The organism is Streptomyces sp. NPDC104581 (assembly GCF_055583685.1).
In genome coordinates, this window is sequence record NZ_JBVJNN010000021.1 from 58,933 (window position 1) to 77,667 (window position 18,735).

At 71.8% G+C, this 18,735-nt stretch carries 19 protein-coding genes; 9 read left to right on the forward strand and 10 right to left on the reverse strand.

Annotated features, from left to right (window positions below):
* Positions 1–30 precede the first annotated feature (30 nt).
* Positions 31–711 carry a phosphate signaling complex protein PhoU gene (gene phoU, locus ACZ61E_RS18910; protein WP_078076550.1) on the forward strand — a complete coding sequence of 227 codons (681 nt, stop codon included), beginning with the start codon at positions 31–33 and terminating at the stop codon, positions 709–711.
* A gap of 177 nt (positions 712–888) precedes the next feature.
* Entirely contained in the window at positions 889–1,038 is a 150-nt protein-coding gene (locus ACZ61E_RS18915) for a hypothetical protein (RefSeq protein WP_469700777.1), read from the forward strand.
* A 72-nt stretch (positions 1,039–1,110) separates the two neighbouring features.
* Here the strand turns inward: ACZ61E_RS18915 and ACZ61E_RS18920 are convergent, their stop codons facing one another.
* Entirely contained in the window at positions 1,111–1,872 is a 762-nt protein-coding gene (locus ACZ61E_RS18920) for a phosphoglyceromutase (protein WP_469700779.1), read from the reverse strand.
* A 133-nt stretch (positions 1,873–2,005) separates the two neighbouring features.
* Here ACZ61E_RS18920 and ACZ61E_RS18925 point away from each other — a divergent pair, with 133 nt between their 5' ends.
* On the forward strand, positions 2,006–3,364 hold the full coding sequence (locus tag ACZ61E_RS18925; protein ID WP_469700781.1) for an MDR family MFS transporter: 1,359 nt from the start codon (positions 2,006–2,008) through the stop codon (positions 3,362–3,364).
* Positions 3,365–3,370: 6 nt separating this feature from the next.
* On the opposite strand, the gene ACZ61E_RS18930 is transcribed toward ACZ61E_RS18925, so the two are convergent.
* From ACZ61E_RS18930 to mshA, 3 genes are all read right to left on the reverse strand, one after another.
* Positions 3,371–5,020 (reverse strand): N,N-dimethylformamidase beta subunit family domain-containing protein, encoded by a 1,650-nt coding sequence (locus ACZ61E_RS18930; RefSeq protein ID WP_469700782.1) that lies wholly within the window; start codon positions 5,018–5,020, stop codon positions 3,371–3,373.
* A 129-nt stretch (positions 5,021–5,149) separates the two neighbouring features.
* Positions 5,150–5,749 carry a type III secretion system chaperone family protein gene (locus ACZ61E_RS18935; protein WP_469700783.1) on the reverse strand — a complete coding sequence of 200 codons (600 nt, stop codon included), beginning with the start codon at positions 5,747–5,749 and terminating at the stop codon, positions 5,150–5,152.
* On the reverse strand, positions 5,742–7,085 hold the full coding sequence (gene mshA / locus ACZ61E_RS18940) for a D-inositol-3-phosphate glycosyltransferase (RefSeq protein ID WP_469700883.1): 1,344 nt from the start codon (positions 7,083–7,085) through the stop codon (positions 5,742–5,744). The genes ACZ61E_RS18935 and mshA overlap by 8 nt, the downstream gene beginning before the upstream one ends.
* A 226-nt stretch (positions 7,086–7,311) precedes the next feature.
* Between mshA and ACZ61E_RS18945 the strand changes: the two genes are divergently transcribed.
* The 3 genes from ACZ61E_RS18945 to ACZ61E_RS18955 all read left to right on the forward strand — a co-directional run bounded on the left by ACZ61E_RS18945 (position 7,312) and on the right by ACZ61E_RS18955 (position 11,108).
* A complete protein-coding gene (locus ACZ61E_RS18945; RefSeq protein ID WP_469700784.1) occupies positions 7,312–8,163 on the forward strand; it encodes a class I SAM-dependent methyltransferase in 852 nt (283 codons plus the stop codon).
* 202 nt (positions 8,164–8,365) lie between these two features.
* A complete protein-coding gene (locus ACZ61E_RS18950; protein WP_469700785.1) occupies positions 8,366–9,532 on the forward strand; it encodes a C40 family peptidase in 1,167 nt (388 codons plus the stop codon).
* Positions 9,533–9,836: 304 nt separating this feature from the next.
* The gene (locus tag ACZ61E_RS18955; protein WP_469700787.1) at positions 9,837–11,108 is read left to right on the forward strand and encodes a PP2C family protein-serine/threonine phosphatase; all 1,272 of its coding nucleotides are present in this window, start codon (positions 9,837–9,839) and stop codon (positions 11,106–11,108) included.
* 32 nt (positions 11,109–11,140) lie between these two features.
* Here the strand turns inward: ACZ61E_RS18955 and ACZ61E_RS18960 are convergent, their stop codons facing one another.
* The 3 genes from ACZ61E_RS18960 to ACZ61E_RS18970 all read right to left on the reverse strand — a co-directional run bounded on the left by ACZ61E_RS18960 (position 11,141) and on the right by ACZ61E_RS18970 (position 12,798).
* Positions 11,141–11,485: a DUF2516 family protein gene (locus tag ACZ61E_RS18960; RefSeq protein ID WP_469700884.1), complete on the reverse strand. Its 345-nt coding sequence runs from the start codon at positions 11,483–11,485 to the stop codon at positions 11,141–11,143.
* Between the two features lie 108 nt (positions 11,486–11,593).
* The gene (locus ACZ61E_RS18965; RefSeq protein WP_469700789.1) at positions 11,594–12,295 is read right to left on the reverse strand and encodes a hypothetical protein; all 702 of its coding nucleotides are present in this window, start codon (positions 12,293–12,295) and stop codon (positions 11,594–11,596) included.
* A 17-nt stretch (positions 12,296–12,312) separates the two neighbouring features.
* Positions 12,313–12,798: a helix-turn-helix domain-containing protein gene (locus tag ACZ61E_RS18970; protein ID WP_469700791.1), complete on the reverse strand. Its 486-nt coding sequence runs from the start codon at positions 12,796–12,798 to the stop codon at positions 12,313–12,315.
* Between the two features lie 224 nt (positions 12,799–13,022).
* Here ACZ61E_RS18970 and ACZ61E_RS18975 point away from each other — a divergent pair, with 224 nt between their 5' ends.
* On the forward strand, positions 13,023–13,784 hold the full coding sequence (locus ACZ61E_RS18975) for a hypothetical protein (RefSeq protein ID WP_469700793.1): 762 nt from the start codon (positions 13,023–13,025) through the stop codon (positions 13,782–13,784).
* A gap of 113 nt (positions 13,785–13,897) precedes the next feature.
* On the opposite strand, the gene ACZ61E_RS18980 is transcribed toward ACZ61E_RS18975, so the two are convergent.
* Positions 13,898–14,617 (reverse strand): ABC transporter permease, encoded by a 720-nt coding sequence (locus ACZ61E_RS18980; protein ID WP_469700795.1) that lies wholly within the window; start codon positions 14,615–14,617, stop codon positions 13,898–13,900.
* A gap of 36 nt (positions 14,618–14,653) precedes the next feature.
* Entirely contained in the window at positions 14,654–15,538 is an 885-nt protein-coding gene (locus tag ACZ61E_RS18985) for an ABC transporter ATP-binding protein (RefSeq protein ID WP_469700796.1), read from the reverse strand.
* An 84-nt stretch (positions 15,539–15,622) separates the two neighbouring features.
* Between ACZ61E_RS18985 and ACZ61E_RS18990 the strand changes: the two genes are divergently transcribed.
* Together ACZ61E_RS18990 and ACZ61E_RS18995 are read left to right on the forward strand one after the other, a co-directional pair.
* Positions 15,623–16,852, forward strand: coding sequence for a sensor histidine kinase (locus ACZ61E_RS18990; protein WP_469700797.1), 1,230 nt, complete (start codon positions 15,623–15,625; stop codon positions 16,850–16,852).
* Positions 16,849–17,451: a response regulator gene (locus ACZ61E_RS18995; RefSeq protein ID WP_469700799.1), complete on the forward strand. Its 603-nt coding sequence runs from the start codon at positions 16,849–16,851 to the stop codon at positions 17,449–17,451. The genes ACZ61E_RS18990 and ACZ61E_RS18995 overlap by 4 nt, the downstream gene beginning before the upstream one ends.
* A 102-nt stretch (positions 17,452–17,553) precedes the next feature.
* Here ACZ61E_RS18995 and ACZ61E_RS19000 read toward each other — a convergent pair whose 3' ends face one another.
* A complete protein-coding gene (locus ACZ61E_RS19000; RefSeq protein ID WP_469700800.1) occupies positions 17,554–18,516 on the reverse strand; it encodes a slipin family protein in 963 nt (320 codons plus the stop codon).
* Between the last annotated feature and the right edge of the window lie 219 nt (positions 18,517–18,735).

Here is an 18,735-nt window from a genome sequence, read left to right on the forward strand (position 1 = left end):
ACCGGCAGGAAAACCCAGAGAGGGACACCCATGCGGGACGCGTACCACGAGGAACTTGACTCGATCGGCGAGGGCCTGGTCGAGATGGCCCGGCTGGTCGGGTCGGCGATCGGGCGCGCCACCACGTCCATGCTCGACGCCGATCTGAAGCTCGCCGAGAGCGTGATCGCCGGCGACCAGAAGGTCGACGACCTCCAGCACGACCTGGAGGCACGGGCCATCGCGCTGCTGGCGCGGCAGCAGCCGGTCGCCACCGATCTGCGGATCGTGGTCACGTCGCTGCGGATGAGCGCGGACCTGGAGCGCTCGGGCGACCTGGCGCAGCACGTCGCCAAGCTGGCCCGGCTCCGCTTCCCGGTCAACGCGGTGCCGCACGACCTGCACGCGACGATCCTGGAGATGGGGCAGCTCGCGCAGCGGCTGATGGCGAAGGCGGCCGAGGTCATCATCACCAAGGACGTCGATCTGGCGCTTCAGCTGGAGCAGGACGACGACGAGATGGATCTGCTCCACCGCACGCTGTTCCAGCATCTGATGGACGACCGCTGGAAGCACGGCATCGAGACGGCGGTGGACGTGACGCTGCTCGGCCGGTACTACGAGCGGTTCGCCGACCACGCGGTGTCGGTGGCCAAGCGTGTGGTCTATCTGGTGACGGGTGAGCACGCGGACGAGATCCAGCAGGCGGAGGCCCCGGTCGAAGGGGCCTGACGGCCTGGTGTGCCGCATGCGCCCGGTGGGACGGGGCTCTTGGGGGCGCACGGGGGCGTGTCGCGGTGGCGGTGGGGGGCGCCTGCGCGTATGCGCCGTTGATGCGCCCGCCATGGTGCCGGTGCAATGGGCGGACACGCACCCATGTTCGCCCGTGCACACCTTCGAGGAGGAACCATGGCCGAGTCCCCCATGACCGACACCCGGCGGGAAGCGCCAGCCGAACGGGTACGCCCCCCGCTCCTCGGCGCGTGCGGCTGCGGCTCGGGCTGCGGCTGCGGCTGCCAGTCCGGCGGGCCCTGCGCCTGCGGCGGCAGCTGCGGCTGACACGTACAAGGGCCCGGTCCGGTGGTGAAGACCTCCACCCGGACCGGGCCCTGCTCACCGGGCTCCTTACTACTACTTCTTCTTGCCCTGGTTCTTCACGGCCTCGATCGCGGCCGCCGCCGCGTCCGGGTCCAGGTAGGTGCCGCCCTGCTGGAGGGGGCGGAACTCGGCGTCCAGGTCGTAGGCGAGCGGGATGCCCGTGGGGATGTTGAGGCCCGCGATGTCCGCGTCCGAGACGCCGTCCAGGTGCTTCACCAGCGCGCGCAGGCTGTTGCCGTGCGCGGCGACCAGGACCGTGCGGCCCGTCAGCAGGTCCGGGACGATGCTGTCGTACCAGTACGGCAGCATGCGGACGACGACGTCCTTCAGGCACTCGGTGCGCGGGCGCAGCTCCGGCGGGATCGTCGCGTAGCGCGGGTCGTCGCTCTGCGAGAACTCGGCGCCGTCCTCCAGCTCCGGCGGCGGGGTGTCGTACGAGCGGCGCCAGAGCATGAACTGCTCCTCGCCGAACTCGGCGAGCGTCTGCGCCTTGTCCTTGCCCTGGAGGGCGCCGTAGTGCCGCTCGTTCAGGCGCCAGGAGCGGCGGACGGGGATCCAGGAGCGGTCGGCGGACTCCAGCGCCAGTGTGGCGGTGCGGATCGCGCGCTTCTGAAGGGAGGTGTGCAGGACGTCGGGCAGCAGGCCCGCGTCCTTCAGGAGTTCACCGCCGCGCACGGCCTCCTTCTCGCCCTTGTCCGTGAGATTGACGTCCACCCAGCCGGTGAACAGATTCTTCGCGTTCCATTCGCTCTCGCCGTGGCGGAGGAGGATCAACTTGTACGGTGCGTCGGCCATGGGCCCGAGCCTAATCGAACGTTTCCGATTGACGGTCGCCGTCAATTGACTGGCGGCCCGGCGACGCCCTTACGTAAGTTGCGGTTGGCCGATCGGCCACTTACCACGCCGGAGTCCTCGGGGGGAACGCCGCATGTCCGTCGCCGCACTGGGACGCGCCACGGGGGAGAGCGTCAGAAGAAGCGTCGCGGGGCTGCCGCGTGAGTTCTGGTGGCTGTGGACGAGCACGCTGGTCAACCGGCTGGGCGCGTTCGTCACCACCTTCATGGCGTTGTATCTGACCGTGGAGCGCGGCTACTCGGCGTCGTACGCCGGTCTCGTCGCCGCGCTCCACGGTCTCGGCGGTGTCGTCTCCGCGGTCGGCGCGGGCGTGATGACCGACCGGCTCGGGAGGCGGCCCACGCTGCTCGTCGCGCAGTCGTCGACCGCCGCGTCCGTGGCGCTGCTCGGTTTCGTGCAGCACCCCGTGGCCATCGCCGCCGTCGCGTGCCTGGTCGGTATGACCTCCAACGCCTCGCGCCCCGCGGTGCAGGCGATGATGGCGGACATCGTGAAGCCCGAGGACCGGGTGCGGGCGTTCTCGCTCAACTACTGGGCCATCAACCTGGGTTTCGCGGTCTCGGCGGGTGCGGCGGGCTTCATCGCCGAGTACAGCTATCTCGCCGGTTTCCTCGGTGAGGCGGCGCTGACGCTGGCCTGCGCCGTACTGATCTACGTCAAACTGCCCGAGTCCCGGCCCGAACGCACCGCCGTGGGCGGCGGGAGCACGCCGGGGACCGGGATGGGGACGGTCCTGCGGGACGGCAGGTTCATGGGTGTGGTGGGGCTGTCGTTCGTGGTCGCGCTGATCTTCCAGCAGGCGTTCGTGGGGCTGCCGGTCGCGATGGGGGCGGACGGGTTCAGCAGTTCCGACTTCGGGATGGTCATCGCGTTCAACGGTGTGCTGATCGTGCTGCTCCAGATCCCGGTGACCCGTCTCATCGAACACCGTGACACCCGCCGGCTGCTGATCCTGTCCTCGGCGCTCGCGGGGTACGGCTTCGCGCTCACGGCCTTCGCCGGGTCACTGGCCGTCTACGTGCTGGCGGTGTGCGTGTGGACCCTGGCCGAGATCGTCAACGCCCCGACGCAGACCAGCCTCGTGGTGCGGCTGTCGCCGGCCGACGGGCGGGGCCGCTACCAGGGCATGTACACGATGTCGTGGGCGGTGGCCGGTCTGGTCGCGCCGCTGATGGCGGGCTTCCTGATCGACCGCTACGGAGCCGACTGGCTGTGGGGGATGTGCGCGCTGCTGGGGACCGTGGCGGCCGGCGGCTACTGGCTGCTGATGCGGGCGCTCCCGGCGGAGGGGGCCGACCGGGGCGCGACGGAGAGGGGCGTGCCGGACGGGAGCGCGGCCGACCGGGACGTCACGGACGGGAAGTGGGCCGGCACCGGCGCCGAGCCCGTCGCGCGGCCCGTCCTGTCCGGCGAGGCGCCCGAGCGGCTGTGAGACCGCTCAGCTCGCCGTTTCCGGCGACCGGCTCTCCGCCGCCGCGTGCCCGTACACGCTCCGCACGTTGTCCTTAGGCGCCGGCCGGGTCCGCCCGGCCGGGCCCGCCGCGAAGGCACGGAGCACGTTCTCGGTGGTACGGGTGACGAAGGCGCCGGTGCGGGCGTCCATCCCGTGGTTGCGGCCGTTCTCCCGGGTCCCCGCCATCAGGCCCTCGACCCAGCGCATCGTCCCGGTGGCGAAGACGCCCGCACCGCCGGGGACGGTGTAGTACGCGGAGTCGGCGTGGCTGTCCCGGCCCCGGCAGACCAGCGGGGAGTGGGCGACGATCTCCAGCGGCGACGGCGTGGGCTGGTCCGGCGTCACCCGGTCGTACTCGACACCGACCAGGTGGTCGAAGGAGTCGCCGCGCCGCACCCCGGTCCCCTCGAAGATCCAGTGGTCCGCGCCGTGGACGACGTAGGGGGCGTCGGTGGGGAAGCCCTCGTACAGGACCCCGGTCAGGGACGACTCGGGATCGGCGGCCGGGGGCACGCGGAAGTCGGTGGTCACCATGGTGCGGTGCTCGACGAGGTACGGGTCCTTCTCGTAGTCGGTCTTGAAGCAGACGACCGTGCGGACGGGGCCCCCGTCGCCGTCCCGCTCCAGCCGGACGCGGCGGAAACAGGTGTTGGCGCCGAGGAAGACCAGGTTGGTCCCGGTGTCACGGGCCCGGGTGACGTGCTCGCGCTGCTCGGGGGTCCAGTACTCGTCGTGCCCGAGCGAGACCACGCACCGCGCGCCGCGCAGCACCGACGGCGCGAGGTGGACGTCCACGCCCGTGGTGTACGCGAGCGGGATGCCGAGGCGTTCGGCGAGGACCACGGCGGCGCGTTCGTAGGCCAGGAACTTCTCGGCGCCGTTCTTGTCGTACGGCCGGTCGAAGCTGACGGCCAGTGAACGGGTCCCGTACGCGCCGTCCTCGCCCTCGTAGAGGTTGCGGCCGCCCCAGAGGTTGTACGCCTGCCAGGTCGCGGGCGCGTGCATCAGCACCGTCCGGCCCTCGGCGCGCGTCGAGCGGACGATCAGCGGGACGTACCTCTGGTGTCCGTTCCGGGCGTCCAGCCGCAGCAGGTACGCGCCCTCCGGCCAGCCGTCGGCGCGGACGGCGAGCGTGCGTTCCCAGTCCGCCCGCACGGTGTCGGTGAACGTGTCCGTGCGCGGGGCGCGCTGGACGCGGCCCGCCACGGGGTCCGAGCGCCAGACCAGCCGGGCCTGGGCGCCGCCGTACCAGCCGATCCGGTAGGCGCAGACGCGGAAGCGGGGTGCGGTGGTCGAGACGTACAGTCCGAACTCGTCGCCCGGCGCCACGCTCACCGTGTCCGTGTACCCCTCGACCGCGTCGGGCGGCCCGACGGACCGGACGCGCCAGTCGGGGTTGCCGGAGCGTGCCTGTTCGGCCGAAGCGGCGGCCGTCGGGTCGGCGCCGGTACGGCTGGGCTCGGGGCCCTCGTCCGCCGGGGAGTCGCAGCCGGCCACCGCTCCCACGGCGATCCCGGCGGCCCCGGCCGCTGCGGCGCCCAGAAAGCGCCGGCGGTCCAGCCGCCCGGAGGGCTCGCCCCGCTCCGGGTGTTCGCGGTGCCTCAGCTGGTCGCACCGGTTCTCGTCGTCGCCCATCGGCCCGTCCCACGCGCCTTGCCCACGTGCTGTCCGTGTGCCGTCGATGTCCTGTCGGCACGATCTTCGGCGGGCGGGTGCCGGCGGGCGACTCCGGGAGGGCCTGATACGTCCGGTCCGGGGGCGGCTTCAGCCGGTCGGCGGGGTCCCGTCGGGCTGCCGCGTCAGATGCGCGAACGCGTCGAGGTTCCGCGTGGACTCGCCGCGGGAGACCCGCCACGCGTACTCCTTGCGGATCGCGGCGGCGAAGCCCAGTTCCAGCAGCGTGTTGAAGGAGCCGTCGGCCTCTTCGAGCACGGCGCCGAGCAGCCGGTCCACCTCGTCCTCGCCGACGGCGGCGAGCGGCAGCTTCCCGGAGAGGTAGATGTCGCCGAGCCGGTCGACCGCGTACGCGACCCCGTACAGCTTGAGGTTGCGCTCCAGCAGCCAGCGGTGGACGCCTTCGTGGTTGGCGTCGGGGTGCCGGATGACGAAGGCGTTGACGGAGAGGGAGTGCCTGCCCACGCGCAGGGAGCAGGTCGTGGAGAGCTTGCGGGTGCCGGGCAGCGTGACGACGAACGTGCCGGGTTCGGGGCTCTCCCACTTCAGCCCGGAGTCGTGGGCCGCGGATCTCAGGGCCCGTTCGACGAGGTCGGCGGCGTGGGCCGGCCCGGCGGGGGCGGCCCCGGCGGGACCGGCCCCGGTGGCGGAGGTGCTTCCGTTCGCGTCGGCTCGCGCTTCGTCAGCCATGGTGCGAGCGTACGCGACCGCGGTGATCATGTACGGCGGCCGTGTAGACGTCCGCCGTGGCCGAGGCCGCCGTGTCCCAGCCGAAGGACTGCGCGTGCCGCGAGGCCGCCAGCCCCATCCGGTCCACGAGTTCGGGCCGGTCCACCAGGCGGGCGAGCGCCTGGGCGTACGCCTCCGGCTCGTGACCGGGTATCAGGAAGCCGGTCTGGCCGTTGCGCACCGCCACCGGCAGCCCGCCCACGGCGGCCGCGACCACCGGGGTGCCCGCCGCCTGCGCCTCGATGGCGACGAGTCCGAACGACTCGCTGTAGGAGGGCATGACCAGCACGGACGCCGCGCGGAACCAGTCGGCGAGCCCCTCCTGGCCGACCGGCGGACGGAACCGTACGACATCGGCGATACCGAGCCTGGCCGCGAGCTTGTGCAGCCCCTCCGGCTTCGCGAGACCGCTGCCGCTCGGGCCGCCCACGACCGGGACGACCAGCCTCCTGCGGAGGGAGGGATCACGGTCCAGCAGGACGGCGACGGCCCGCAGCAGGACGTCGGGGGCCTTGAGCGGCTGGATCCGGCCGGCGAAGAGCGGCACGAACGCGTCCTGCGGCAGCCCGAGCCGGGCGCGCGCCGCCGCGCGCCCGTCGGCGGGGGTGAAGAGGTCGAGGTTCACACCGGGGTGGACGACCGCGACCTTCCCGGGGTCGGCTTCGTAGAAGCGGACGAGTTCGTCGGCCTCCTCGGAGGTGTTCGCGATCAGCCGGTCCGCGGCGCGCACGACCTGGGTCTCGCCGATGACACGGGCCGGGGGCTCGGGTGTGTCGCCTTCGGCGAGCGCGGCGTTCTTGACCTTGGCCATGGTGTGCATGGCGTGCACGAGGGGGGCGCCCCAGCGCTCGGCGGCGAGCCAGCCGACATGGCCGGAGAGCCAGTAGTGGGAGTGGACGAGGTCGTAGTAGCCGGGGCGGTGGCCGGCCCACGCCTGCATCACACCGTGCGTGAACGCGCAGAGCTGCGCGGGCAGTTCCTCCTTGGCCAGCCCTTCGTACGGACCGGCGTCCACGTGCCGTACGAGCACGCCCGGCGCCAGCTCCACGCTCGGCGGCAGCCCCCCGGTGGTCGAGCGGGTGAAGATCTCGACCTCGATGTCGATGTCGGCCAGCCGCTTGGCCAGCTCGACGATGTAGACGTTCATGCCGCCCGCGTCGCCCGTGCCCGGCTGGTGCAGCGGGGAGGTGTGGACGCTGAGCATGGCGACGCGCCGCGGTTTGCGGGGGTGGCCGGGGATCCGGAGCCGGGGTGGTGACACCAGGGTGCCGGCAAGCCTGGACACGTACTGGCTCACGTCGAAGCCTCTCGCTCGGAGCATGGCAAGGAGAGGGTGTGAGGACCCTCTGGGAGGCGCCAACACCGGAACGCCCTCTTTCATTTCCGGCTTTACCGAATCATTGCCGTTGAGTGCTCAACCATGGGCGGGTGTGCCGGGGACCGGGCGACGAAGGCGGTCGGGGACGGCGGGGCCCGCCGACCGCAGTCCCGTCCGGATCCGCCGCGTCGTTAGGCTCGTCCGCATGCCCGCGCGACCGCCCTCCTCGCCCCGCCGCCCCGTGGGCACGGTCACGCGCGGCACGACCAACCCGAACCGGCTGCGCCGCATGGACCGCTGGATCGCCGCCGTACACGGCCCCGCGCTGCGCCGGTCGGCCGATCCCGTCGCCGTCGACCTCGGGTACGGCGCGGCCCCCTGGACCGCCGTCGAGTTGCTGAGGCGGCTGCGGGCCGCCGAACCGCGCACCGAGGTGGTGGGCGTCGAGATCGAGCCCGCTCGGGTCGCGGCGGCGCTTCCGTACGAGGAGGAGGGACTCGGCTTCGTGCACGGCGGCTTCGAGACCCCGCTGCCGGACGGCCGCCGGCCGCTGCTGATCCGGGCGGCGAACGTGCTGCGGCAGTACGAGGAGGCCGAGGTCCCGGCCGTCTGGGACCGGCTCCGGGCCCGCCTCGCGCCCGGCGGGCTGCTGGTCGAGGGGACGTGCGACGAGATCGGCAGGCGCCATGTCTGGGTGGCGCTCGGTACGGAGGGTCCGCGCACGGTCACCTTCGCGGCCCGGCTCGGCTCGCTGGACCGCCCGTCGGATCTGGCCGAGCGGCTGCCGAAGGCGCTGATCCACCGCAATGTGCCGGGCGAACCGGTGCACGCCTTCCTGCGGGACTTCGACCGCGCGTGGGCGGCTGCCGCCCCGTACGCCTCGCTGGGCGCGCGGCAGCGCTGGATCAGGGCCGTACGGGATCTGTCGGCGGACTGGCCGCTGGCCGGCCCGGCGGCGGGTGGCGGCGCGGGCAGATGGCGGCAGGGAGAAGTGACGGTGGAGTGGGCGGCGCTGGCGCCGGGCTCGGGCGAAAGGGACGCGTCCTGGGGAACGTGAGCGGCGGGCCGTTCGTCCCTGACGGGTAGACGCGACCGTCAGCCGGTCACGCCCTCTGTCGTTCGGGGGGCCGGCATGGCACGATCGCGTCGGCGGAGAACAGTTACTGACAGTAAGTCAGATGTATTCGCCCTTACACGTTCAGAGAGTTGCGAGAGTTCGGCAGAGCAGTCGCCGAGGCGGCTGTCCGGAGGGGGAGCTTGTGAACCGACGCCGCTGCGTCAGAGTCGCGATCACGGTCGTCTGCGCTCTGTCGGTGCTCACCTCACCGGCGTTGCTGAATCAGGCGTACGCGGCTCCCGCGTCCCCAGCCTCGCCCGCCTCCCCCGCGTCTCCGGCCGCACCCGTGTCGCCGAGCGACCCCCCGGTCGCGCCACGCCCGTTCGACCGCTCCCTGCCGCCCGGCGCGGACGGCAGGACCCCCGCCGCGGACGACTCCAAACTCGAATCGGTGCGCAGGAAGCTCGACGGGCTGTACGGCAGGGCGGCCTCGGCGACCGACGCGTACAACCTCGCCGAGAGCCGCGCCGACAACCAGTCGGCCGAACTCGTCAGGCTGGCCGGCGAGATCGTCGACGGCCAGGTCCGGATCGACCGGCTCAAGCGGCAGGCGGGCGCCGCGGCCCGCGCCCAGTACCGCGCGGGCGGACTGCCGCCGGAGGCGCAGCTGATGCTCACCGACGACCCGCAGCTCTTCCTGGACGGGGCGGGCAGGGTCGAGCGGGGACAGAAGGCGACCAGGGACCTCCTCGGCCGGATGACCGAGGCGCAGGACGACCTGACGGCGTACACGAAGAAGGCCGGAGCCGAGTGGACCAAGCTCGAAGCCAGCCGGGTCAAGCAGGCGAAGGCCAAGAAGGAGATCCAGCGGCAGATCAGGGCCGCCAGGAAGATAGAGGCGGGGCTTGAGAAGGAGGAGCGCGACCGGCTGCTGATGCTCGAACAGCAGGACGCGGCCAGGGCGCAGGCGGCGTGGCTGAGTTCGGGCGCGCTCAAGGACATCAACGGCAAGGCCAGCGCGCGGGGGAAGAAGGCGATCGAGTACGCCATGGCGCAGATCGGCAAGCCGTACGTATGGGGAGCCGAGGGCCCCTCGTCGTTCGACTGCTCGGGGCTGACCTCCGAGGCGTGGTCGGCGGCCGGCAGGGTGATTCCGCGTACCTCGCAGGAGCAGTGGCGCCTGCTCCCCCGGATCCCCCTGGCCAACATGCGGCCCGGCGACCTGATCATCTACCACGACGACGCGAGCCATGTGGGCATGTACGTGGGCGACGGCTCGATCGTCCACGCACCGCGGCCCGGCCGGCAGGTGACCCTGACGGGGGCGGGCTCGATGATGATCCTCGGGGTCGTCAGGCCGGACAAGTAAGGACGGGCGGCGACGGCGCCGGGGCGCCCCTCCCGCCCCGCCTGGCCCCTTTTCATCGCATTCGCCCCGTGCGTCTCCCGCGGTTCTCCTCCCACGTGATGTTTGTCATGGCCGTTTCGAGCCGTCGCGGCGCCCCGAGCGCGCCGGATGCGTGGTGGGAAGCGGCATATGACGCGGGTTCTTCCCGGCGCGGCGTTCCGTACGCCATTCCTTTCGGACACCGGCTACCGCTAAGGTCCCGGTCGGTGGGGCGGCGATCGTCGCCGTCCCGCGCCCTCGGGGGGAGGGAAGGACTCACAGACCGATGGCCGTACCCGCACCTGTGCCGCGTCAGCGCACGGGCTCGACAGTCGAGAGCGCGCCCGCCCGGGAGACCACCGGCGGCGACCTCACGCTGCTCGTCATCGAGGACGACCCCACGGGCACCCTCGGCGCACCGGAACTGCCCGACGCGGCCGGCACCCGGGTCCGTATCCGCACCGCGCGCAACCTCACCGAGGCCGAGCGGCTGCTCACCGACGACATCCACTGCGTCCTCGTGGACCTCGCCCTGTCGGGCCGCGACGACGGCGACATCGACGGACTCGCGCCGCTCAAGCACGTGCTGCGGCTCGCGCCCCGCCACGCCGTACTCGCGCTGGCCGCCGAGGGCGACATCGAGCGGGCCGCCGCGGCCGTCCGGGTGGGCGCGCAGGACTACCTCTTCCGCGACGAGCTGGACAGCCGGCTGCTGAGCCGCGCCATCCGGTACGCCGTCGAACGCAAGCGCGCGGACGTCGCGCAGCGCCAGCTCACCGAGTCGCGGCTGCGGGCGCAGGAGAACGCCCGTCTTGAGCGCGGGCTGCTGCCCACCCCCCTGCTCCAGGGGTCGACGCTGCGGTTCGCCTCCCGATACCGGCCCGGCCGCTCCCGCGCCCTGCTCGGCGGCGATTTCTACGACACGGTCCGTACGCCGGACGGCACGGTGCACGTCATGATCGGCGACGTCTGCGGCCATGGCCCGGACGAGGCGGCGCTCGGCGTGGAGCTGCGTATCGCCTGGCGGGCGCTGACCTTCGCCGGGCTCAGCGGGGACATCCTGCTCTCGACGCTCCAGAAGGTGCTGGAGCACGAGCGGGAGAGCGAGGAGATCTTCGCGACGCTCTGCACGGTCGACATCGCGCCGGACGGGCGGCGGGCGGGGCTCTGTCTGGCCGGCCACCCGTCGCCGCTGGTCGTACGCGCCGGCCGGGTGCCCGAACTGCTGCCGTACGAGGAGGGCGGCCCCGCGCTCGGTCTGCTCCCGCGCGCCCGCTGGCCGCGCCGCGAGGTGGAGCTGGGTGAGGCGTGGAGCCTGCTGATGTACACGGACGGGCTGATAGAGGGCCGCGTCGGGACAGGCGCCAGGCAGCGGCTCGGCCAGGAGGGCATGGTCGAGATGATCACCGCACAGCTGGCACGGGGCCTGAGCGGCGAGGAGCTGCTGGAGGCCGCGGTGGCGCAGGTGCGGGAGCTGAACGGCGGCGAGCTGACGGACGACGTGGCCGTACTGCTGCTGGACCGCGGCCGGGTCACCGCCGGGCGGGCGCCCGCCTGAAACGCGGCGGGGTCACCCGGCCTCGGGCCCGCTCAGCGACCGCCGTTGTACGGCCCGTAGGGACCGTCGCTGCTGGAGCCGCCGCTCCGGCGCCCGCCGCCACCGCCGCCGACCTGCCGGATCGCGGGGCGCACATCGACGAAGTACACGATGACCGCGATGAGCCCGATGATCGGCAGGAAGGAGAGAAGCGGGAAGATCAGGCTCACGACGAGCGCGATGCCCAGGATGATCAGCCAGAACGGCTTGGTCTGCTTGTCCGCCGCGCGGAAGGCGTCCTCACGCCGGATGAACGCGTCGACCAGCGCGAAGCAGGCGAACACGGTCAGCGGAATGCTCAACATGGCCACGAGCCCGTCGAAGCCGGCCATCAACACGTTGCCCACCGCCTGTTTCTGTCCAGATCAAGTGCCGACCAGGTGCCGACAAGGTACCCGTACAACGGACCGGACACCCGTGGGGTGCCCGGTCCGTCGATATCGCTGTCACTTGCCCGCGGGCGGCGTGGCCTTCTTGGCGGCGGCCGGCTTGCGGGCGGCGGGCGCCTTCCTGGCGGCGGGCTTCGCGCCGGTCGCCTTGGTCTCCGGCTTGGCCGCCTTCGTCTCGCTCTTGACCGCGGGCTTCGCGGGCGCGGACTTGGCGGGCGCGGCCTTGGCCGTGGCGGTGGCGGGCTTGGCGGTGGCCGGCTTGGCCTGGGCGGGCTTCGCCGCGGCCGGCTTGACCGTCTGCTTCGTGCCGGGCTCGACGGCGATGGCGATCTCCGTCATCTCCTCCGCCGCCTCGCCGCGCCAGTTCCGTACGGACTGCTCGCCGCGCTCGGCGACCTTCTCGTACGTCTCACGGGCCCGGACCGCGTACTCCGCGGCCACTCCCACGCTCCGCAGCGCCAGGTCCTGAGCGGTCTCGCCCAGCTTCTTCAGGTCGGTGTCGAGCGACCCGAGCACCTCGGTGACCTTGGACTGAACGGTCGTCTGCGCCTCCCTGGCCTGGGAGGCGACCTTGTCCTGGACGTGCTTGGGGTCGGCGTTCCGCACCGCGTCGATACGGCCCGGCGCCTCGGCGCGCAGCTGCTCGATCAGCCCGGGAACCTTCCGGGCCTGCTCGACGGCGAGATCCGCCGTACCGGCCGCGAAGTAGAGGGGGGTCGGGTCGCTGAACGTCTTGCGCAGGTCATCGGCGATGGCCATGACTGTGGTCCTCCGGATCAGTGTGAGGGTGGGGTGACGGCACCGCCGCCGGCCGCACCGGGCGTGTCCCCGCCGGCGTCCCCGCTACCGGTTCCGGCGCCCTTACCGGCCGGTCCCGCGGTCGCCGCCGCTTCCGTACTCCGCGTAGTCTCCGTGCCGAGCCCGTTCTCCTTGCGGAAGGACTCGTAGATCTGGAGAAGCACCTGCTTCTGCCGCTCGTTGATCGAGGGGTCGGCGAGGATGACGGCACGCGTCTCCAGCTCCTCGCGCTCCCGCTCGTCGAGCATCCCGGCCTGCACGTACAGCGTCTCGGCGGAGATCCGCAGCGCCTTGGCGAGCTGCTGAAGGATGTCCGCGCTCGGCTTGCGCAGACCGCGTTCGATCTGGCTGAGATACGGATTGGACACCCCGGCCGCCTCGGAGAGCTGCCGCAGGGACAGCTGCGCGTTGCGCCGCTGTTCGCGCAGATACCCGCCGAGATTGCCGACGTTGAGTGATGCCATGACTCCAGGGTGCCCACCCTTGCTAACTTTTGCAAGCACCCGCTTGCAAAAGTGTTCCACGCAACAGACGGACGCCCCGAGGGGCGGCCGGCGGGGGCGTCGTGGGTACCCGGGTGCCCGCGGCGATTTCGGTTACTCACCCGCGCCGCGCCACCGGTCCCATTACGCTGGGGTACCAGTCAGTCGCGGCAGGTGCGCGGAGCGGCGCGCCAGGGGGTGGCGAGGTGAACCGGCGGCACCCGAGCGCGCCCCTCCAGTCCGCGCTGACCGCCTGGCGGCAGGCCCGGATCGCCGGTGAGGGGGTCGACACGCGGCGCACCGGCCTCGCGTATCACCTCGCCGTCAACCGGCTGCACTGGTACATCAGTCTGCTCAGGACCGGCCCGGAGCCGCGGTCCGAGGTGCAGGACGAGTTGAGCGCCGCGTGTCACGCGCTTGCCGTCCTGAGCCGGGAGTCCATACCGGCGGCAGCCGCCTCGGGCGCCCACCGGTACGCCGTGATCCACGCCCGGATCGCCCTCGCCGCCGGTGGTCTGGCCGATCCCGCGAAGGGCGCGCCCCAGCGGGTGGCGCAGGCGCTGGAGGGGCGGGCGCTCGACCGTTTCGACCCGTACGGAGTCGGTGCCGTCACCGCGGCCGAACGGATCGCCCTCGCCGCCGAGGTCCGTATGGTCATGGCCCGGCTGATCGTCGAGCATCCGCCCGCCGTGGGCGTCAGGGGCAGACGGTGGCTCGTGACGGAGGAGTCCGGGACCGGGACCAGCGCGGCCTACCGGGACCGGCGCAACTTCCGCCGGGCCGTACTGCCCGGTTGCGCGGGCCTGGACGCGGCGGGCGAGGCGTTACGGCTGGGAGCGGAGAGCGTCGGCCTGCACGCGGCGCTGGCTCGCCGGACGGCAGGGCACACGGTGGAGTACGAGAACGCGCGGAGGGAGCTGGGCCGGCTGTCCGGCCGGCTCGGGGTGAGCGCGCCCGTCGTGGAGTGAGGCACCGACGTCACCGTGGTCTCCGGTCGTGCCGGAACGACCGGGTGTCCGGCCGGCTTCGACACCGCGCACGGCACCCGGGGCGGCCCCGGCCGGGGTGCCGGGCGGTGCGCTCAGCGGCGCGGTTCCCAGCGGAAGAAGCGGGAGGCCAGCAGCACGGCCGCGACGACCCAGCCCAGGGTGGGCAGCAGCAGGAGGAGGGACTCCTCGACGGGAACGCCCCCGTTCCAGGCGTTGATGACGAGTTCGGTGGCCGAGCCGCCGGGGAGCAGCCGCTTGAGCAGCGTCATCTGTTCGGTGCCCGCGATGCCCACCCACGTGGAGACGGCGATGGCGCCGAGGCTGACGGGCAGCGTGGTCACCTGCGCGTGTTCGGGGGAGTTCGTCACGCCCGCCGTGGCCAGTCCCAGACCGAGCATCATCGCCACCGTCGAGACGACCGCCGCCACCAGCAGGAGAACGTTGGACGGTGAGCCCGCGACCGCCGCCAGCACCGCGAGGATCACGGTCACCTGGACCACCGCGAGGACGGTGACCGGGAGCAGCAGCCCGGAGAGGATGCCGGCGTCACTGGCCGGGGTGGAACGCAGGCGCTTGAGGAAGAGGTTCTGGCGGCGTGAGGCGAGCGTGGTCACGGTGGTGGCGTAGAGCCCGAACGCGGTGACGGTGAACATCACGACCGCCGCGATGTATCCGAGGCTGTACAGGTCCGCGAAGGTCTCGTGCCGGTAGACGAAGAACGCGCAGGCGGCCACGGGGATGATGAAGCTGTTGAGCAGCACCAGCCGGTTCCGGGAGATCTGGGTCAGCTCGCTCCGAGCGATGGAGAGCATGGTGAAGGTCCTCTTCTGGGAAGTTCCGGGAGTGGTCTATTCGCTGCCGATGGAGCGGAAGACGTCGTCGAGCCGGGTCGGTCCGGCCTGGAGTTCCCGCAGCTCGACCGCGTTGGCGTGGGCCCAGGCAAGCAGGGCGTAGAGGTCGTTCTGGAGGCCGAAGGTCTCGATGACGAAGTTCCCGCCGTTGTCGCGCGCGGCCCCCAGCGGCAGCGCGGGGGCGGAGGCCGGGAGGGAGAAGCGGATGGCGGCGGGCAGGGTCCGCGTCAGCTCGGAGACGGTCCCTTCCTGGTGAAAGGTGCCCTTGTGCATGAGCCCGATGCGGTCGGCGCGCTGCTGGGCCTCTTCCAGGTAGTGCGTGGTGAGCACGATGGTGGAACCGTCCTCGCGCAGTCTGTCCACGGCGTCCCACAGGGCGTCCCGCGACTGGATGTCCAGACCGGTGGTCGGCTCGTCCAGGAAGATCAGCTCGGGGCCCCCGTACACGGCGGTGGCGAAGTCCAGACGCCGCTTCTCGCCGCCGGAGAGCTGGGACACGAGGGTGCCGGCCTTGTCGGTGAGGTCGACGATGCTGAGCACGCGTTCGGCCCGGTCCGTGCGCTGGGAGAGCTTTCCGATCAGCCGGACCGATTCCAGCACGGTCAGATCCGGCGAGAAGCCGCTCTCCTGGAGCATGATGCCCATCCGGGGCCGTACGGCGCGCCGGTCGCGCGGGCTGTGCCCGAAGACCCTGACGGTGCCCGAAGTGGCCTTGCGGTGCCCCTCGACGGTCTCCAGGGTCGAGGTCTTCCCGGCCCCGTTCGTACCGAGCAGCGCGTACAGCTCCCCCTTCCCCACCTGGAAGGACAGGTCTTTCACGGCGTGGAAGTCGCCGTAGCTGAGGTTCAGACGTTCAACGTCGATCACTGGTGTCGATGTCATGCCTCCATCCCAGCCGTGAGCACGCCCGTCCGGCAGTGCGTGCTGTCATCACTCGTGATGACATTCCTCGGGCGGACGCATGACATGGCGTCACTGGCGCCGTCCGCCTGGCCGGACGAATACTTGACGGACCCGCCCCTCGATCCCGGAAAGCCGTACATGGAAACCAGCCCCTCGCACCTGTCGCACCCCGGGACGACGCAGGGGCGGCTGCGCGGGTGGAACCTCGCCGTGTTCCTCCCGCCGCTCGCCGTCATCGGGGCGGTGATGGTCGCGGTCGACGCCGGGAACTGGTGGGAGGCCGCCGTCCTCGCCCTGGGCGTGCTGGCCGCCCTGGTGGTCCTCGAACGCTGGACGGCGGGCGACACCTCACGGGTCGTACTGCCGTGCCTGCTCGTCACCGCCGCGGTGTGGGTCTTCGGGGTGCTGGTGGCCGACAGTCACCGGGCGTACTACGGCATGACGATCGTGGTCCCGTTCTACGTCGCCGGGCTGCCGCGCCACCGGGGCGCGGCGACCGCGGTCCTGGGCGCGTTCGTCGCAGCCGTCGGCTCGGCGAGGCTGCTGGAACCGGTGGACGATGTTCCCGGCGTACTGCTGCGGTACGTCCTCGTCCCCACGGCCGTCGTCGTCGTGGCGACCCTCCTCATGTTCGCCAACCGGCGGTTCTACGAGATCGTCGAGGAGGCCCGGGAGCGCGAGGCCGAACTGGCCGTCTACCGGGAACGCGTGCGGTTCGCCGGCGATCTGCACGACATCCAGGGCCACACCCTGCATGTGGTGAAACTGAAGGTCGCGCTGGCCGAGAAGCTGGTACGGCGCGACATCGGGCGCGTGGAGGAGGAGCTGCGGGAGGTGCACGCCCTGGTCAGCGACACCATCGCCCAGACGAAACAGCTCGCCTACGCACAGCGGCGGCTCAATCTCTCCGTGGAGCTGGAGAACGCGAAGAACCTCTTCGAGGCCGCGGGCATCCGTGTGCGTGTCAACCGTGAGGCCGCAGTCGACGAGCGGGTCGACGGACTGCTCGGCCAGGTACTGCGCGAGACGACGACCAACATCCTGCGCCACGCACAGGCGACACGGGTGCGGATCACCCTCTCGCGTTCGGGCATCACGATCGACAACGACGGAGCGGCGGACGCTCCCCTGCCGCCGCTCGGCGGGCTGGCCGCGCTCAGGGAGCGGGTGGGCGGCAGCGGCGGCGAGCTGACGGTGGAGCAGGAGAGCGGGCGCTTCCGTACCGCCGCGGAGTTCCCTCACCTGAGCGTGGCGGCGCCGCGCTCCCCGGCGCGGAAGGACGACAGACGATGACCAGCGTGGTGCTCGCGGACGACGAGGCGCTGCTCCGTAAGGCGCTCGCCGCGCTGCTGACCCTTGAGGACGGGATCACCGTGGTCGCCGAGGCGCACGACGGCGAGTCCGCCGTACGCGAGACACTGCGGCACCGGCCGGACGTGCTGGTCATCGACCTGGAGATGCCCGGCGTCGACGGACTCGGCGCCGTCGAACGGATTCGCCGTGAGCGGCCCGGTCAGGTCGTCCTCATGCTGACCCGCCATGCCAGGCCCGGGGTGCTCCGCAAGGCGCTGCGACTGGGGGTCCAGGGCTTCGTCAGCAAGTCGGCGGAGCCCGCGCACATCACGTCGGTCATCAACACCCTGCACGGGGGCAGGCGTTGGATCGACCCGGACGTCTCCGCGCTCGCCGTCGTGGACGACTGCCCGCTCACCGACCGCGAGATCGACGTCCTGCGGGCGACCGGCGACGGTTACTCCGCCGCCGAGATCGCCAGCCGCCTGCACCTGGCGGAGGGGACCGTACGCAACTACCTCTCGCACGCCATGCAGAAGACGCAGACCCGGACCCGGCACGAGGCGGCGCGGTACGCGCGGGAACACGACTGGCTCTGAGCGGCGACCGGCATTCGGCGCCGACGTCCGGTGCCTCGCACGCGCGGGGTACGGGTACGGGCGCGGGTCACCGGAGATCGGCGCAGGCCGGTGAGGATGTGGTCAGACGGTCGTGGTCTCCCGGCCCTGCTGCTTCTCCACCGGCTTCTTCTCCATCGCGGGCTTCTCAAGTGCCTGCTTCTCGGGCGTCGTCTTGTCGGGCGTCCCCTCGTCGGGCGTCCGGCTGTCCGCCGTCGGTCCGGGGGCCGGCGGCGGAGCCGACCGGAGGGCGGCCGACGCCGCCTCGACGGCCTGGGCCGTCTCGGCGGGGGTGGCGCGCTCCAGGAAGCGGAGGAGTTCGACCGGGAACGGCAGAACCAGCGTGGAGTTCTTCTCGGCCGCGACAGCCACCACGGTCTGGAGCAGCCTCAGTTGAAGCGCGGCGGGCTGGTCGGACATCTGCCCGGCCGCCTCGGCGAGCTTCTTCGACGCCTGGAGCTCCGCGTCCGCGTTGATCACCCGTGCGCGGCGCTCACGGTCCGCCTCGGCCTGTCGTGCCATGGACCGCTTCATGGTCTCCGGCAGCGACACGTCCTTGATCTCGACGCGGTCGATCTGTACGCCCCAGCCGATGGACGGGCTGTCGATCATCAGCTCCAGCCCCTGGTTCAGCTTCTCCCTGTTCGAGAGCAGATCGTCCAGATCGCTCTTGCCGATGATCGACCGGAGTGAGGTCTGCGCCATCTGCGAGACCGCGAACCGGTAGTCCTCGACCCGGATCAGCGCGTCCGCCGCGTCGACCACCTTGAAATAGATCACCGCGTCGACGCGCACGGTGACGTTGTCGCGTGTGATGCCGTCCTGCGCGGGGACGGGCATCGTCACGATCTGCATGTTGACCTTGCTCAGCCGGTCCACGAACGGAGTGATCAGCGTGAATCCGGGCCCACGGATGCCCTCGCGCAGCCGGCCCAGACGGAAGACGACGCCGCGTTCGTACTGCTTGACGATCCGGGCTGACGCCGCCGCGAACACCGCGCACACGCAGATCACGGCTATGACCGCTATGACAAGTCCCTCGACCATGATGACCCCCTGATGCCAGACGAAGGTCCCACAGACAACGATATGCCCGAAATGACCCTCCGGGCGATCGGCGGTCGCGACAAGATCGGCGCGACACCCCCTGGGCTCCGCACATGCCCATGCATCCGGGGCGCTCCACGGGAGACCACCAGGACGGCCGGGCTGCCCGACAGCCGGACCCACCCGGACAGCCCGGCTGAGCCGGACGGCCGGAAGGTC

What these genes read in the sequence shown, in the direction of transcription:
- phoU (WP_078076550.1), top strand. Translation starts at nt 31, where the DNA reads ATGCGGGACGCGTACCACGAGGAACTTGACTCGATCGGCGAGGGCCTG.
- ACZ61E_RS18915 (WP_469700777.1), top strand. Translation starts at nt 889, where the DNA reads ATGGCCGAGTCCCCCATGACCGACACCCGGCGGGAAGCGCCAGCCGAA.
- ACZ61E_RS18920 (WP_469700779.1), bottom strand. Translation starts at nt 1,872, where the DNA reads ATGGCCGACGCACCGTACAAGTTGATCCTCCTCCGCCACGGCGAGAGC.
- ACZ61E_RS18925 (WP_469700781.1), top strand. Translation starts at nt 2,006, where the DNA reads ATGTCCGTCGCCGCACTGGGACGCGCCACGGGGGAGAGCGTCAGAAGA.
- ACZ61E_RS18930 (WP_469700782.1), bottom strand. Translation starts at nt 5,020, where the DNA reads ATGGGCGACGACGAGAACCGGTGCGACCAGCTGAGGCACCGCGAACAC.
- ACZ61E_RS18935 (WP_469700783.1), bottom strand. Translation starts at nt 5,749, where the DNA reads ATGGCTGACGAAGCGCGAGCCGACGCGAACGGAAGCACCTCCGCCACC.
- ACZ61E_RS18945 (WP_469700784.1), top strand. Translation starts at nt 7,312, where the DNA reads ATGCCCGCGCGACCGCCCTCCTCGCCCCGCCGCCCCGTGGGCACGGTC.
- ACZ61E_RS18955 (WP_469700787.1), top strand. Translation starts at nt 9,837, where the DNA reads ATGGCCGTACCCGCACCTGTGCCGCGTCAGCGCACGGGCTCGACAGTC.
- ACZ61E_RS18965 (WP_469700789.1), bottom strand. Translation starts at nt 12,295, where the DNA reads ATGGCCATCGCCGATGACCTGCGCAAGACGTTCAGCGACCCGACCCCC.
- ACZ61E_RS18970 (WP_469700791.1), bottom strand. Translation starts at nt 12,798, where the DNA reads ATGGCATCACTCAACGTCGGCAATCTCGGCGGGTATCTGCGCGAACAG.
- ACZ61E_RS18980 (WP_469700795.1), bottom strand. Translation starts at nt 14,617, where the DNA reads ATGCTCTCCATCGCTCGGAGCGAGCTGACCCAGATCTCCCGGAACCGG.
- ACZ61E_RS18985 (WP_469700796.1), bottom strand. Translation starts at nt 15,538, where the DNA reads ATGACATCGACACCAGTGATCGACGTTGAACGTCTGAACCTCAGCTAC.
- ACZ61E_RS18990 (WP_469700797.1), top strand. Translation starts at nt 15,623, where the DNA reads ATGGCGTCACTGGCGCCGTCCGCCTGGCCGGACGAATACTTGACGGAC.
- ACZ61E_RS18995 (WP_469700799.1), top strand. Translation starts at nt 16,849, where the DNA reads ATGACCAGCGTGGTGCTCGCGGACGACGAGGCGCTGCTCCGTAAGGCG.
- ACZ61E_RS19000 (WP_469700800.1), bottom strand. Translation starts at nt 18,516, where the DNA reads ATGGTCGAGGGACTTGTCATAGCGGTCATAGCCGTGATCTGCGTGTGC.